Raw genomic sequence first — 14,026 nt, 5'->3', positions numbered from 1 at the left:
TGCCGACGCGTCGGCACGCACCAGCCGCCCTCCGGGTGAACCGGCATGCCGCCACACCGCACGGGTCCTTGCATTCGCCCGGCACCGAGTGACCGTATTGACCGTTACGCCCACTTACGGGGTGGTTTCGTGATGCACCCCGTACCCGGAGGTGATGTCGTGTCAGGCGGATTCCCGCGTGCGATGTGCACCGTGGTCCTCTCCATGGTCGTCGTGGCCTCGTCCGCGACCGCGGCCCGGGCGACCCCGGGCTCCCCGACGGGCGGCACGGAGACGCCTCCCGGCGACCCCAGGGCACCGGTTCCGGCATCGGCGTCCGTAGCGGCACCAGCACCGGGACCGGGCCGGGGCGGTGTCGCGCAGCTCCTCACCCGGCTGCGGAAGCTGTACCAGCAGGCCGAGGAGGCCACCGAGGCGTACAACGGCACCGCCGCGGAGCTGAAGAAGCGCGCGGCGCAGGCGAAGAGGCTCGACGCCTCCCTCGCCACCGCGCGGGCCGCCCTGGCCCGGAGCCGCGAGGAGGCGGGGCGGCTGGCCCGGGAGCAGTACCAGGGCCGGTCCGACCTCTCCTCGTACGTGCGGCTGCTGCTGTCCCGCGACCCCGAGCACTTTCTGGACCAGGAGCATGTGGTCCGGCGTATGGCGGTCGGACGGGCGGCGACGGTGCAGCGGCTCACGGCGGCCGAGAAGCTCGCCGACGGACTCGCCGCCGAATCCCGCAAGGTACTGGACCGGCAGAAGGTCCTGACCGCGCAGCGGAAGAAGCAGCGGGACACCGTGCGCTCCCGCCTCGAAGCCGTCCAGAAGAAGCTGGCCACGCTGTCGGCCGCAGAGCTCGCCGAACTGTCCCGGCTGGAGCAGGAGGGCATGACGAGGGCCCAGGACGCCCTGGTCGCGTCCAGGGCGCTGCCCGCCGCCGGAGCACCCTCCTCGGCGGGCGGCGAGGCGGTGCGGTACGCGATCGAGCAGGTCGGCAAGCCGTACGTGTGGGGCGCCGAGGGCCCCGACTCGTTCGACTGCTCCGGTCTCACCTCGTGGGCGTGGGCGAGGGCGGGCCGGCCCATCCCCCGGACCTCGCAGGAACAGTGGCGGCAGCTGAACAGGGTGCAGCTGAACGCGCTGCGTCCGGGCGACCTGGTGATCTACTTCCCGAAGGCCACTCATGTGGCGCTGTACATCGGCAACGGCCTGGTGGTGCAGGCCCCCCGGCCCGGCACACGGGTGAAGGTGTCGCCGGTGGCGTCCAATCCGCTGCTGGGCGCCGTACGGCCGGACCCGGGCAGCGCGCCGCTGGCCGCCTACGCGCCCCCGCCGCTCCCCCAGGGCGCGACCGCGGGCTCGGACACCGGCTACGGCTCGTCCTCCGCACCTGCCGAATAGGCCCCGGCACCAACGGGACGGCCCGTAGGCGGCCGGGCCGGACGCCCGTCGGTGATCCGACGGGCGCCCGGCCCGGACCGTCGTGGTCAGACCGCCGCGGCGGTGCCCGTCACCTCGGCGAGGTACGCGTTGGTCTTCTCCGGGTCGAAGAAGAAGTTCTCGAAGTCCGCCGGGTTGTTGAAGCCGTTGGCGAACCGGTTGGCGATCGCCTGGAACTGGTTGCCCGCGCCGAGCAGGTTCAGCACGTGCTCCGGCGGGACGCCGAGCATCGCGTTGGTCCACTTCACGACGTGCTGCGCGGTCTCCCAGTAGCGGTCGAACGTGGCCTGCATCCAGGTCTCGTCGAACGGCCGGTCGCCGTGCTCGAGGATCGAGTCCAGGTACGAGTTGGCGCACTTGGAGGCCGAGTTGGAGCCCTGACCGGTGATCGGGTCGTTGGCGACGACGACGTCCGCGACGCCGAGCACCAGGCCACCGCCGGGCAGCCGGCCGATCGGGTTGCGGACGGTCGGGGCGTAGCGGCCGGCCAACGTGCCGTTCGCGTCGGTCAGTTCGACCTTGGTGGCGCGGGCGTACTCCCACGGCAGGTACCGCTCCAGGAGCTCCAGCGTCTTGGCGAGGTGCTCGGAGGGGTCCTTGATGCCCTGGAACACGTCGATCGGGCCGCCGGGGACGCCCTCCCAGAAGAGGATGTCGGCACGGCCGGACGTGGTCAGGGTCGGCATCACGAAGAGTTCGCCGACGCCGGGGACCAGGTTGCAGCGGACCGCGTCGAACTCGGGATGCTCGGGGCGCGGGCCCATGCCGTGGACGTAGGCGACGGACAGGGCGCGCTGCGGGGCGTCGAACGGGGAGCGCGAGGCGTCCCGGGCGAACATGGAGACCAGCTCGCCCTTGCCGGCCGAGACCAGCACCAGGTCGTAGGTGCGGGAGAAGTAGTCCAGGTCGGAGACGGCCGCGCCGTGGATGACGAGCTGACCGCCGCGCTGGGCGAACGTCTCCATCCAGCCGGCCATCTTCACGCGCTGGTCGACGGACTGGGCGAAGCCGTCCAGCTTGCCGACCCAGTCGACGGCGCGCGAGGAGTCGGGGGCGGCGACCGAGAGCCCGAGGCCCTCGATGCGCGGGGCCTGCGACTCCCAGAAGTTGAGCTGGTAGTCGCGCTCGTACTGGAGCGCCGTGTGGAACATGCACTGCGTCGACATGACCCGGCCGGAGCGGATCTCGTCGGCGGTGCGGTTGGACATCAGGGTGACTTCGTACCCCTTGGACTGCAGTCCGAGGGCGAGCTGGAGGCCGGACTGCCCGGCCCCGACTATGAGTATTCTCCGCATCGCGGTTCTCCGATGTTCTGCGTGACTGTCGCACGGAAGGACCGGCCGGTGCGGCCGGCCGTCCCGTCAGGGGGTGGCGTCCAGGGCGTGACCGACGAGGGCGAGCAGCGACTCGACGACGGTGATCCTGTTACGCGCGTCCATGATCACAACAGGCACGTGCGGAGGGATGGTCAGAGCCTCCCGGACGTCTTCCGCCTCGAACTCCGTGGTTCCCTCGAAGTGGTTGACAGCGACGATGTAGGGCAGGCCGCAGCTCTCGAAGTAGTCGAGCGCGGGGAAGCAGTCGGCGAGGCGGCGGGTGTCGGCGAGCACGATCGCGCCGATCGCCCCGCGCACCAGGTCGTCCCACATGAACCAGAAGCGCTGCTGGCCCGGGGTACCGAAGACGTACAGCACGAGGTCGTCGGCGAGCGTGATGCGGCCGAAGTCCATCGCGACGGTCGTCGTGAGCTTGTCGGGCGTCGCGGTGAGGTCGTCGGTGTCCTCACTGGCCTGGGTCATCATCGCTTCGGTCTTCAGCGGGGTGATCTCGGAGACCGACCCCACGAAGGTGGTCTTGCCCACGCCGAAACCGCCCGCGACCACGATCTTGGTGGCGATGGGTGCCCGGGTGTGGTCCAACTGCCAGGACTGCAGCGATTCCTCGGCCTGGTCCACGGCGCCCGGCCGGCGCGGGGCGAAGAGCGACGTCTCAGAGACGACGGAGTCCATCGAGCACCCTTTCGAGCAGTGCGCGGTCGGGCTGCCCGGCGTCGTGGCCGGTCCCGTACACGCGGATCTTTCCCTGGTCGGCCAGGTCGCTGAGCAGGACCCGGACCACACCGAGCGGCATCTTCAGCAGGGCGGAGATCTCCGCGACCGTACGCATCCGGCGGCAGAGCTCGACGATGGCCTGGAGCTCCGGCATCAGGCGGGGCTGCTTGCCATTGGTCAGCTCGCGGCGCTCCTCGGGTGCTTCGAGCGCGGCCACGAAGGTCTCGACGAGCAGGACGTGGCCGAAGCGGGTGCGTCCGCCGGTGAGCGAGTACGGGCGGACTCGCGCGGGCCTTCGGTCGGACCCGCGGACCGGGAGCCTGCGGGCGGGTTCAGCGGCGGACGTCACTGGGTGCTCTCCATCGATTTGCGCAGCTCACTGCGGAGTTCGGGGGTGAGTACGTGTCCGGCTCGGCCGACGAACAGCGCCATGTGATAGGCGATGACGCTCATGTCGCAGTCCGGGGTGGCATGCACACCGAGCAGCGAGCCGTCGCTGATCGACATGACGAAGACGCTGCCCTCGTCCATGGCGACCATGGTCTGCTTGACCCCGCCACCGTCCATCAGCTTCGCGGCGCCCTGGGTGAGACTGCCGATACCGGAGACGATGGTGGCCAGGTCGGCGCTGGACCCCTTGGGCCCGTCCTGCCGGCCGGTCGCCCGGGCGTTCAGGTGGCCGGGGTCGGAGGAGAGCAGCATGAGCCCGTCGGACGACACGACGGTGACCGAGTGGACCCCTGGCACCTCCTCCACCAGATTGCTCAGCAACCAGTGAAGGTTCCGGGCCTCGGTGCTCAGCCCGAATGTGCTGGGCGCAGTCAACTGCGTGCCTCCTCGACTGTGTCCCCCGTCTCATCGGTTCGGTCGTTGATACGGTCGGCCGGCTCGCTGTGGTCGGTGTGCGGGGTGCGCCCGGCGGGTACTGCGGTCCCGGGGAACGAACCGGTCGCCGGGGCCGTGGCGAGTTCCGCCTCGACGTCGCGGCGGCCGTCCTTGGCGCCCTGGTGGAAGCCGCCGAGCCGACGGCGCAGCGCGTCCTTGTCCAGGCTTCCCTTGCGCTCGGTGGTCTGCTCCGTGCTGGGCTTGACGACCCTGGGGGTGCGCTTGGGCAGCCCCTTGTCCGTGACGGTCTCCTGATGCGGCTGCGGCTGCTCCGGCCGGCGGGGGGCCGGCACGGTCTCGGCGGCGGGTGCCGGTGCGGGCGCCGCGTGCGGCTCGGGGGTGCCCGTCGGCGCGTACGGCTCGGGGGCCCCGTCGGTGGTGCGCTCGTGCCGGTCGGGCCCGATGGCGTACGCGTCCGCGTCCGCGGCGGCCGGGGCGGGCACGGGGGCGGCGCCTGCGGCGTACGGGTCGGCACCGACGCCGTACGGGTCGTTGATGGTGAGATACGGGTCGGGCGCCGTGGTCGCGGGGGCGTCCGTGGCCTCGGGAGCCGCCGGGAGCCGGACCTGCATCGTGATCTCGGACTCGGCCTCGACCGCCTCGGCGGCCGGAGCGGGTGCGGGATCCTGCGGGCCGGGGACTGCGGGGGCCTCCGGGGCCGGGGTGCGGTCCGCGGACCGGTCGGCGGGGTGGTCCGTGCCGCGTTCGGCGGTGTGACCGACGGCGTGGTCGGGGCCGGGCGCGGGTTCGGCCGCGCGGATGGCGCGCTCGGCGGCGGCGATCAGCGGGTCGTCGCCCGGCTGGCCGGGCGTGGTGCGTCCGGGCAGCGGGTCGTCGCCCTGCTCGCCGGGCGTGGTGCGTGTGGGCAGCGCGTTGGAATTGGCCTCGGCGACCGATCCGGGCAGGTTGAGTCCGGGGCCGTCCCCGGCGACCTTCACCGGGGTCGGCGTGGCGACCGGCGGAGCCTTCGGCAGCAGGGACGTGGGCAGCACGACGACCGCGGTGATCCCGCTGCCCGTGTGGTCGCGCAGCTGGACCCGTACGCCGTGGCGCGCGGCCAGCAGGGCGGTGACGTGGAGGCCGAGCCCCGCGTCGGGCATCCCCTTGTCGTCCCGCCCCGTCGAGTCGAACAGGGCGGGGTCGGCGAGCCGGGTGTTGAGGTCGGCAATCCGCTCGGCGGACATCCCGATGCCCTCGTCCTGGACGGAGAGCATCACCTCACCGGTCTCCAGCAGCCAGCCGGAGAGCTGGACCCGGGAGTCCGGGGGCGAGAACGAGGTCGCGTTCTCCAGGAGTTCGGCCACGAGGTGGCTGAGGTCGTCGGCGGCGAAGCCGGCGATCTGGGCGTGCGGCGGCAGGGCTTGGATGGTGACCCGCTCGTACCGCTCGATCTCGGAGACGGCGGCGCGCGCCACGTCCACCAGCGGGATCGGGTTCGCGTGCCCGTGCCCGTGCTCGGCGCCCGCGAGAACCAGCATGTTCTCGCTGTGCCGGCGCATGACCGTGGCCATGTGGTCGAGCTTGAAGAGGGTGGCCAGCCGCTCCGGGTCGTCCTCCCGCTCCTCCAGGCTCTCGATGACACCGAGCTGACGCTCGACGAGACCGAGCGTGCGCAGCGAGAGGTTGACGAACGTGTGGTCGACGGTGTCCCGCAGCCGCTCCAGCTGGGCGGTCAGATCCGTGGTGAGGACCTGGAGTTCGGCGCGCTGGCGGGTGAGCGCCTCGCGTCCGGCGATCAGTTCGGACCGTTCGGCCTGGAGGCTCTCGACCCGGCCGTCGTGCTCGCCGTGCAGGGCCCGGAGCCTGCCGTGGAGGGCGTTGACGGACTGTACGACCTGGGCGAACTCGTCGTTGCGGCCCTTGTAGCGGATGGGCTCGGCGGTGGCGGGCTCGGCCGCGAGGCGGGCGGCTCCGATCCGCAGGACGGCGAGCGGCTGGGTGAGGGTGCGCGCCACGGCCGTCGAGACACCGACCGCGATCAGCAGACAGCCGCCGAGCAGCGCGATCCTCAGTTCGAGCGCGGTGACGTCGTCGTCACGGAGCTGTTCGAGGCGCCGGACCTGTTCGGTGCCGAGGGCGGACTCGACGCCGCGCATCCGGTCGACCCGGGCGGACAGCGCCTCCTCGACCTTCTTGGCGCTGGTCCGCTGCTCGGACTCGGACAGCTCGGGCCGGTCGGTGAGGGAGTCGAGGTACTTCTCCGCCTTGGAGACCTCGGGGCCGGTGACGGTGGTGGACAGCTTGTCGCGGGTGGCGGAGCCGGCGCTCTGGTCGAAGTCGGCGAGCGAGGCGAGTTCGGCGACCCGGGCCTGCTGGGCGGCGGCGCTCAGTTCGTCACGGGTGCGGCCGTCCTTGCCGCCGCCCCCGTCCTGGTCCTGCACGGGCAGGCCGGTGACGGGGTCGATCTGCGGGACCGTGTCCGCCCGAGGCACGGAGAGCGCGGCGACCAGCAGCCCGCGGGTGGCGGACGCCTGCTCGGTGGCCCGGCCGAGAGCGAGCGGGGCGCGGGTGGCGTCGGCGGCGCGCGGCGGGGTCTTCTCCGTGAGTTCGGCGGCCACGTCGTGGAGCCTGGCGATGATCTCGGAGTACGCCTGGTGGGCCTCCAGCACCGTGCCCTTGCCGCCGAGCACGTCGCGGCGCAGGGACGGGATGGTGGCGAGGTCGCGGCGCAGCGCTGCGGGGGCGGCCGGCCTGATCTCGTTCACCTGCCGGTCGACACGGGCGCCGGAGCCGCCCTTCTTCTCCCCGGACTTCCCGTCACGGCCGGCCGCGATGCGGGCGACGGCGTCGTCGCGTTCGTCCGCGAGGGCGTGCGCGAGCGCGATCGCCTGCTGGTTCAACTCGGCGAGGGTGACCAGCCGCTGCGACTCGTTCAGGTCGGCGGAGGCGCCGAGGATCGCCGGGGCGCCCGCGGCGATGACGGTGACTCCGACGAGCGCCACGCCGGCGACCAGCCGGCTGCGCACACGCACGGCTCGTCGGGTGCTCGCACTCTCGGCGGGCGCCGGGGGCGTCACCCCGGAACCGCTGTTCTTGCCGCCCTTGCTCCGAGGCCGCTTCTTCTGCACCGGTGCTCGCAATCTTGACTCGTCCGCCCTTGAAGCAGAGGTGACGCGCGGTCACGTGTGAGCGAGCGCCCCGACCCCTGGTACGGCTTCCGACCATTCCAGTGCTTTTGAGAAGGGGGCGCGCATCAACCGCTCCGCCACCCGAACGAGTGAACATCACTCCAGAGTTGACGAACAAGTCTCCCCCGGAAGCCCCCCGGCCACACCTTGCCCGTCGGCTGGAACTTCGGTCCAGGCTTTGGCAGGATGCCCGCCCGCACGCGGCACGGAGCCTCCGCTTCCGCTCGGCGCACGCCCGTGACCTGCTGGTATAGGCCAATTTCGGCCATGCGCAGGGGTCGTGAAGACATCGTGCAGACTGACCGCATGCGCATCGAACTCGCCACCGTCGCCGGCTGCGCCGACCGCCCGAACGAGGACTGGGCCGCCACCGCCCTGCCCGCTTCCGGCCAGGGCGGAACACTGATTCTGCTCGACGGGGTGACCCCGCCGACGGGCGATGACGGCTGCGCCCACCCCGTCCCCTGGTTCACCGCTCGACTGGGCGGCTCACTGCTCGAACTGTCCGGTTCGCGCCGAGATCTGAGCCTCCAGGAGATCCTGGCCGAGTCCATTCGGCGCACTGCCGAGGCCCACGGCCCTTCGTGTGACCTTTCTCACGTGCGGACGCCGCAGGCGACGGTCGCCATGGCGCGCTGGGGCGAACAGGAGATCGAGCACTTGGTGCTCTCCGATTCCGTGCTGCTGTTCGGTATGTCCGACGGGACCGTACGCCCTCTTGTCGACGACCGCCTGGATCGGCTACCGCCGGGCTCGCTGGCCGACGTGGCGACCGTGGACGCGCGGCTGCGGAACAAGGACGGCGGCTTCTTCACCGCCGCGGCCGACCCCTCGGTGGCGGCCCGCGCGGTCACCGGCCGCACCCCGCTCACCGACGTACGAACGGTGGCGGCGCTGACCGACGGCGCGACCCGCTGGACCGAGACGTTCCACGAGGGAGACTGGGCGGACTGCCTCGCGGTGCTCCGCGAGGAGGGACCGGAGGCGCTGATCGGCCGGGTCAGGGAACTGGAGGACGCGGACACGGATCGCGTGCGTCTGCGCCGCGCCAAGAAGCACGACGACGCGACGGCGGTCTGCGTGACGTTGTGACGGCATGCCGTGCGGGACGAGGCGGGGCAGGGCGAGAACGTGCCGGAGTGCGCGTCCCGCACCGGGCGCGGGCCCGGCTCAGTCCTCGGCCCGGGCGTTCAAGTGGTGCAGCAGCCGGGCCAGTTCGGCGACCTCGTCCCTGTCCCAGTCGGCGAGCTTGCGCACGTAGCGGTCCCGGCGGGCGTCGCGGACACTGCGGTAGCGGGCCAGCCCCTCGTCGGTGAGGTGGACGAGGAAGGCCCGCCCGTCGGCCGGATCGGGCTCGCGCGCCACCAGCCCGAGGCCCTCCAGGGCGCGCAGTTGACGGCTCACGGTCGCCTTGCCGACGCCGAAGTAGGCCGCGAGGTCGGTGGCCCGCTGCCGCCCGGCGGACTCCAGCCGCACGAGCAGGCCGTAGGCGGCGGGCTCCAGTTCGGGATGGACCTCGCGCGCCATCTCGCCGGAGTTGGCGCGTGCCCGGCGCAGGAAGACGGCCAACTCCCGCTCCAGAGCGAGGAATGCGTGGTCCACACCACTTTCACTGGTCGCGCCACGTTCACTACCGCTTTCGCTCCCGTGCACGTCAACACCCCTCATGAGCTTTTCCAACGCTGAAAGTTTCTTCCGCCGCCGGTCATCGCCGCAGCTCGGCCAGTATTTCGCAGGGCTAGACCACCGGCGGCGTCCAGGCCCCCTTCCGAAGCACGGGTCTACGTGCGTAGCGTCATGTCTGGCATGTTCACACCATGACATGTCGGCAGGGGGTGCGCCCGGCTCCCCCTGGATCAGCACGTCCCCCCACCAACGCCTCGGAGGCAGTCACATGCCGGTGCTCAGATCCGGATCCAAGACGTCCCGCCGCTCGCGCTTCGCCGCCGCGGGGACCCTGCTCGCAGCCCTTTCCCTCCTTCTCACCCTGCCCGGCGCGGCGAGCGCCACGGGCTCCCCCGACGCCGCCGCCCGCAAGCCCGCCCGCGGCACGGCCACGATGGGCATGGGCGTCGTCGCCCACGACGGCCAGGGCGGACTGCCCCGCGACACGCGCGCCGTGCAGACCGAAGGCGTGGACGTCAGCGGCCACCAGGGCAACGTCGACTGGGCGACGCTGTGGAACAGCGGCGTGAAGTGGGCCTACGTCAAGGCCACCGAGGGCACGTACTACACGAACCCGTACTTCGCGCAGCAGTACAACGGCTCGTACAACATCGGCATGATCCGGGGCTCGTACCACTTCGCCACCCCGAACACGACGAGCGGAGCCGCACAGGCCAACTACTTCGTGGACCACGGAGGCGGCTGGTCGCGGGACGGCAAGACGCTGCCCGGCGTGCTCGACATCGAGTGGAACCCGTACGGCGACCAGTGCTACGGGAAGAGCCAGTCGGCCATGGTGTCCTGGATCCGCGACTTCGTGAACACGTACAAGGCGCGCACCGGACGCGACGCGGTCATCTACACCGCGACCAGCTGGTGGACGACCTGCACCGGCAACAACGCGGGCTTCGGCGCCACCAACCCGCTGTGGGTGGCCCGCTACAACAGCACGGTCGGTGAACTCCCGGCCGGCTGGGGCTTCTACACGATGTGGCAGTACACCGAGTCCGGCCCGTACGTGGGCGACCACGACCGCTTCAACGGCGCCTACGACCGTCTGCAGGCCCTCGCGAACGGCTGAGCCGGGCCCCGCGCCGCGAGCGAGACCCCACCGCGAGCCGCCGAGACCGCGACCGGCACGGCCCATCGAGCCGCTGAGCCGCGCCCGCCGCACCCGTCCGGCACGCCCGCACACCGCACCGTTCCACCCGGCCGAGCCCCTGGTGACCACCCGTCACCGGGGGCTCGCCCCTTTCCCGCTCCCACTGCTCGCGCCCTCCCCGACCCTGTATACACACCGCGTATACACCATATGTATAGTCCGTTCCGCCGCGCATCGCGTGCCCGGCCGAGCCACGGAGGAGTGACCGCCTTGTTCTTGAAGACGAAGTCGACCGGTACGGCGTTGGCCGCCGTCCTTGTGACGGCACTCACCCTGACGCTGGCCGGCTGCTCCTCGGACACCACCGCGCCCTCGGACGCGCGCGCCGACGCGGGCTCCGACGCCAAGGGCACCTTCGGTCCGGTGGACTGCCGCAAGGCGAAATGCATAGCCCTGACCTTCGACGCCGGGCCGGGCAAGGACACTCCGCGCCTGCTCGACATCCTCAAGGAGAAGAAGGTGCGCGCGACCTTCTTCCTGCTGGGCAAGAACCACGTCAAGAAGTACCCGGACACCGTGCGCAGGCTCGCCGCCGAGGGCCACGAGGTGGCCAACCACACCTGGACGCACGGGATCCTGACGGAGCAGAAGCCGGCTGCCATACGGACCGAGCTGGAGAAGACCCAGGACGCGATAGCGGAGATCACCGGGAAGAAGCCGCGCCTGATGCGCCCGCCGCAGGGCCGCACCGACGAGACCGTCGCGGAGATCAGCAAGGAACTGGGGCTGGCCCAGGTGCTGTGGAGCGCCACCGCCAAGGACTACTCGACGACGGATTCGGCGCTGATCGAGAAGCGCATCCTGGACCAGGCGAGCAAGGACGGCATCATCCTGCTGCACGACATCTACGACGGAACGGTGCCCGCCGTGCCGGGCATCGTCGACACGCTGAAGGAGCGGGGCTACACCTTCGTCACCGTCCCCCAGCTGATGGCCCCCGCCGAGCCGGTCCCGGGGACGGTCTACCGCCCCTGACGAGGAGCGGGTGCCCCAAGTCCCGCTCCGGGGCGCACGGAACGGCCCGCCCACCCGTCGTGACGGGGAGGCGGGCCGTCCGTGCCGGTCGCGTGCGTGGCGCCACGTCCGTCACGCCGTGGCGGCTACGCCGCGGCCGGGATCCTCTCCCCGGGCCTGGCGGCCGAGGCGGGCGCGAGGGCGATCTCCAGCACCTGGCGGACGTCCGTCACCGGGTGGACCTCCAGCGTGTCCAGGACCTCGGCCGGGACGTCGTCCAGGTCGGCCTCGTTCCGCTTGGGGATCACCACGGTGGTGATCCCGGCCCGGTGCGCGGCCAGCAGCTTCTGCTTCAGGCCGCCGATCGGCAGCACCCGCCCGGTCAGCGAGACCTCGCCGGTCATCGCCACGTCCGTGCGGACCAGCCGCCCGGAGAGCAGCGAGGCCAGGGCCGTGGTCATCGTGATGCCCGCGCTCGGGCCGTCCTTGGGGACCGCGCCCGCCGGGAAGTGGATGTGCACGCCGCGGTCCTTCAGGTCCGCGACCGGCAGTTCCAGTTCCGCGCCGTGCGACCGCAGGAAGCTCAGCGCGATCTGCGCGGACTCCTTCATCACGTCGCCGAGCTGACCGGTGAGGGTCAGTCCGGACGCCCCGGTCTCCGGGTCCGCCAGCGACGCCTCGACGAACAGCACGTCCCCGCCGGCCCCGGTCACCGCGAGCCCGGTGGCCACGCCCGGCACCGCGGTGCGGCGCTCGGCCGGGTCCTGGGCGGACTCGGGCACATGGTGCGGGCGTCCGACCAGTCCGCGCAGATCCGCTTCGGTGATCGTGAACGGCAGCTCGCGGTCGCCCAGTTCGTGCTGGGCGGCGACCTTGCGCAGCAGCCGGGCGACGGCGCGTTCCAGGTTCCGTACGCCCGCCTCGCGGGTGTACTCGCCGGCCAGCGCGCGCAGCGCGGACTCGTCGAGCGTCACCTCGTCCGCCTTCAGACCGGCCCGCTCCAGCTGGCGCGGGAGCAGGTGGTCGCGGGCGATGACGACCTTCTCGTCCTCGGTGTAACCGTCGAGCCTGACCAGCTCCATGCGGTCGAGCAGGGCCTCCGGTACGGCTTCGAGGACGTTGGCGGTGGCGAGGAAGACGACGTCGCTGAGGTCGAGTTCCACCTCCAGGTAGTGGTCGCGGAAGGTGTGGTTCTGCGCCGGGTCGAGGACTTCGAGGAGGGCGGCGGCCGGGTCGCCCCGGAAGTCGGAGCCGACCTTGTCGATCTCGTCGAGCAGGACGACCGGGTTCATCGAACCGGCCTCCTTGATCGCGCGGACGATCCGGCCCGGCAGCGCGCCGACGTAGGTGCGCCGGTGGCCGCGGATCTCCGCCTCGTCCCGCACACCGCCGAGCGCGACGCGGACGAACCTGCGGCCCATGGCGTGCGCGACGGACTCGCCGAGCGAGGTCTTGCCCACGCCCGGCGGCCCCACCAGCGCCAGCACGGCACCGCCGCGCCGCCCGCCGACGACGCCGAGACCGCGGTCGGAGCGCCGCTTGCGGACCGCCAGGTACTCGATGATCCGTTCCTTCACGTCCTGGAGGCCCGCGTGCTCCGCGTCCAGGACCTCCTGGGCTCCACGGATGTCGTAGGCGTCCTCGGTGCGCTCGGTCCACGGCAGTTCGAGGACCGTGTCGAGCCAGGTGCGGATCCAGGAGCCCTCGGGGCTCTGGTCGGAGGCGCGCTCCAGCTTGTCGACCTCCTTGAACGCCGCCTCGCGGACGTGCTCGGGAAGGTCGGCGGCCTCGACGCGCGCCCGGTAGTCGTCGGACTCGTCCTCCGGGTCGCCACCCAGCTCGGCCAGCTCCTTGCGTACCGCGTCGAGCTGGCGCCGCAGCAGGAATTCGCGCTGCTGCTTGTCGACGCCCTCCTGGACGTCCTTGGCGATGGACTCGGCGACGTCCTGTTCGGCGAGGTGTTCACGGAGCCACTCGACGGCGAGCCTCAGCCGGGCGACCGGGTCCGCGGTCTCCAGGAGCCGCACCTTCTGGGCGGTGGTGAGGAAGGGCGAGTAGCCGGAGTTGTCGGCGAGCGCGGAGACGTCCTCGATCTGCTGGATCCGGTCCACGACCTGCCAGGCACCGCGCTTCCTCAGCCAGCTCGTGGCGAGCGCCTTGTACTCCTTGACCAGCTCCGCGGCGATTTTGGGAGCGGTGCCTCCCCGGCCGGGCCCGTACGAGGGCGCGGAAGGATCGGGGGCGGTCTCGTCGACCCGCGTCCCCTCCACCCAGAGCGCGGCGCCCGGCCCGCTGGTCCCGGCCCCGATCCGCACCCGGCCCCGGCCGCGGACGAGCGCGCCCGGATCCCCGTCCGACAGCCGCCCCACCTGCTCGACCGTGCCGATGACACCGGTGCCGGTGTACGTCCCGTCGATCCGGGGCACCAGCAGCACCTCGGGCTTGCCGCCGCTCTCACGGGCCGCGGCCTGGGCCGCCTCCACGGCGGCCCGCACATCGGCGTCGGACAGTTCCAGAGGCACCACCATCCCGGGCAGCACGACCTCGTCGTCGAGCGGCAGTACGGGAAGGACGAGCGGAGTGACCGCGTTGGACTCGGTAGCCATGATCTCCCCTTCGGCAGTCAAGTTGAGCTATGCAGACTCAATGCTTCTGAGTCCGTCATTGTTCCCCGAGCCCTGTTCGCCGTGAGCGATCGGACGGAAGTGTCCTGCGACGTGGATCTCTTCGTTTTGCAGCTTCAGGTTTCGTCCGGTCTTTCG

At 71.7% G+C, this 14,026-nt stretch carries 11 protein-coding genes; 4 read left to right on the top strand and 7 right to left on the bottom strand.

The genetic code is table 11. The annotated features are described in order from the left end of the window. The first annotated feature begins 159 nt into the window (after positions 1-159). Positions 160-1,380: a C40 family peptidase gene (locus AMK22_RS04815; protein WP_073781932.1), complete on the top strand. Its 1,221-nt coding sequence runs from the start codon at positions 160-162 to the stop codon at positions 1,378-1,380. 86 nt (positions 1,381-1,466) lie between these two features. On the opposite strand, the gene AMK22_RS04810 is transcribed toward AMK22_RS04815, so the two are convergent. The 5 genes from AMK22_RS04810 to AMK22_RS04790 form a co-directional block, all read right to left on the bottom strand. After that, positions 1,467-2,714, bottom strand: a complete 1,248-nt coding sequence (locus tag AMK22_RS04810) for a styrene monooxygenase/indole monooxygenase family protein (protein ID WP_073781931.1) — start codon at positions 2,712-2,714, stop codon at positions 1,467-1,469. Positions 2,715-2,780: 66 nt separating this feature from the next. Continuing rightward, positions 2,781-3,428 carry a GTP-binding protein gene (locus tag AMK22_RS04805; RefSeq protein ID WP_073781930.1) on the bottom strand — a complete coding sequence of 216 codons (648 nt, stop codon included), beginning with the start codon at positions 3,426-3,428 and terminating at the stop codon, positions 2,781-2,783. After that, the gene (locus AMK22_RS04800) at positions 3,409-3,819 is read right to left on the bottom strand and encodes a DUF742 domain-containing protein (RefSeq protein WP_073781929.1); all 411 of its coding nucleotides are present in this window, start codon (positions 3,817-3,819) and stop codon (positions 3,409-3,411) included. Before AMK22_RS04800 ends, AMK22_RS04805 begins: the two co-directional genes overlap by 20 nt. Continuing rightward, complete coding sequence (locus tag AMK22_RS04795) at positions 3,816-4,295, bottom strand: roadblock/LC7 domain-containing protein (protein WP_073781928.1); 480 nt, start codon at positions 4,293-4,295, stop codon at positions 3,816-3,818. The genes AMK22_RS04800 and AMK22_RS04795 overlap by 4 nt, the downstream gene beginning before the upstream one ends. Beyond that, positions 4,292-7,423, bottom strand: coding sequence for a sensor histidine kinase (locus tag AMK22_RS04790; RefSeq protein ID WP_073781927.1), 3,132 nt, complete (start codon positions 7,421-7,423; stop codon positions 4,292-4,294). The genes AMK22_RS04795 and AMK22_RS04790 overlap by 4 nt, the downstream gene beginning before the upstream one ends. Positions 7,424-7,789: 366 nt before the next feature. Here AMK22_RS04790 and AMK22_RS04785 point away from each other — a divergent pair, with 366 nt between their 5' ends. Continuing rightward, positions 7,790-8,575 (top strand): protein phosphatase 2C domain-containing protein, encoded by a 786-nt coding sequence (locus AMK22_RS04785; protein ID WP_073781926.1) that lies wholly within the window; start codon positions 7,790-7,792, stop codon positions 8,573-8,575. Positions 8,576-8,653: 78 nt separating this feature from the next. Here AMK22_RS04785 and AMK22_RS04780 read toward each other — a convergent pair whose 3' ends face one another. Continuing rightward, complete coding sequence (locus tag AMK22_RS04780) at positions 8,654-9,151, bottom strand: MarR family winged helix-turn-helix transcriptional regulator (protein WP_384416608.1); 498 nt, start codon at positions 9,149-9,151, stop codon at positions 8,654-8,656. 226 nt (positions 9,152-9,377) lie between these two features. On the opposite strand from AMK22_RS04780, the gene AMK22_RS04775 reads away from it, so the two are divergent. Continuing rightward, on the top strand, positions 9,378-10,229 hold the full coding sequence (locus AMK22_RS04775) for a lysozyme (protein ID WP_073781924.1): 852 nt from the start codon (positions 9,378-9,380) through the stop codon (positions 10,227-10,229). Between the two features lie 339 nt (positions 10,230-10,568). Next, complete coding sequence (locus AMK22_RS04770; RefSeq protein WP_073782018.1) at positions 10,569-11,285, top strand: polysaccharide deacetylase family protein; 717 nt, start codon at positions 10,569-10,571, stop codon at positions 11,283-11,285. A gap of 125 nt (positions 11,286-11,410) precedes the next feature. Here the strand turns inward: AMK22_RS04770 and lon are convergent, their stop codons facing one another. Further along, on the bottom strand, positions 11,411-13,870 hold the full coding sequence (gene lon / locus AMK22_RS04765; protein ID WP_073781923.1) for an endopeptidase La: 2,460 nt from the start codon (positions 13,868-13,870) through the stop codon (positions 11,411-11,413). Positions 13,871-14,026: the final 156 nt, after the last annotated feature.

The sequence above is a fragment of the Streptomyces sp. CB01580 genome (assembly GCF_001905795.1).
Lineage (GTDB): Bacteria > Actinomycetota > Actinomycetes > Streptomycetales > Streptomycetaceae > Streptomyces.
This window is presented reverse-complemented; position numbering and strand designations above follow the sequence as displayed.

Bases quoted from the DNA above. Each gene is read 5' to 3' on its own strand.
- AMK22_RS04810 (WP_073781931.1), bottom strand. From the start codon at position 2,714: ATGCGGAGAATACTCATAGTCGGGGCCGGGCAGTCCGGCCTCCAGCTC.
- AMK22_RS04805 (WP_073781930.1), bottom strand. From the start codon at position 3,428: ATGGACTCCGTCGTCTCTGAGACGTCGCTCTTCGCCCCGCGCCGGCCG.
- AMK22_RS04785 (WP_073781926.1), top strand. From the start codon at position 7,790: ATGCGCATCGAACTCGCCACCGTCGCCGGCTGCGCCGACCGCCCGAAC.
- AMK22_RS04780 (WP_384416608.1), bottom strand. From the start codon at position 9,151: ATGAGGGGTGTTGACGTGCACGGGAGCGAAAGCGGTAGTGAACGTGGC.
- AMK22_RS04775 (WP_073781924.1), top strand. From the start codon at position 9,378: ATGCCGGTGCTCAGATCCGGATCCAAGACGTCCCGCCGCTCGCGCTTC.
- lon (WP_073781923.1), bottom strand. From the start codon at position 13,870: ATGGCTACCGAGTCCAACGCGGTCACTCCGCTCGTCCTTCCCGTACTG.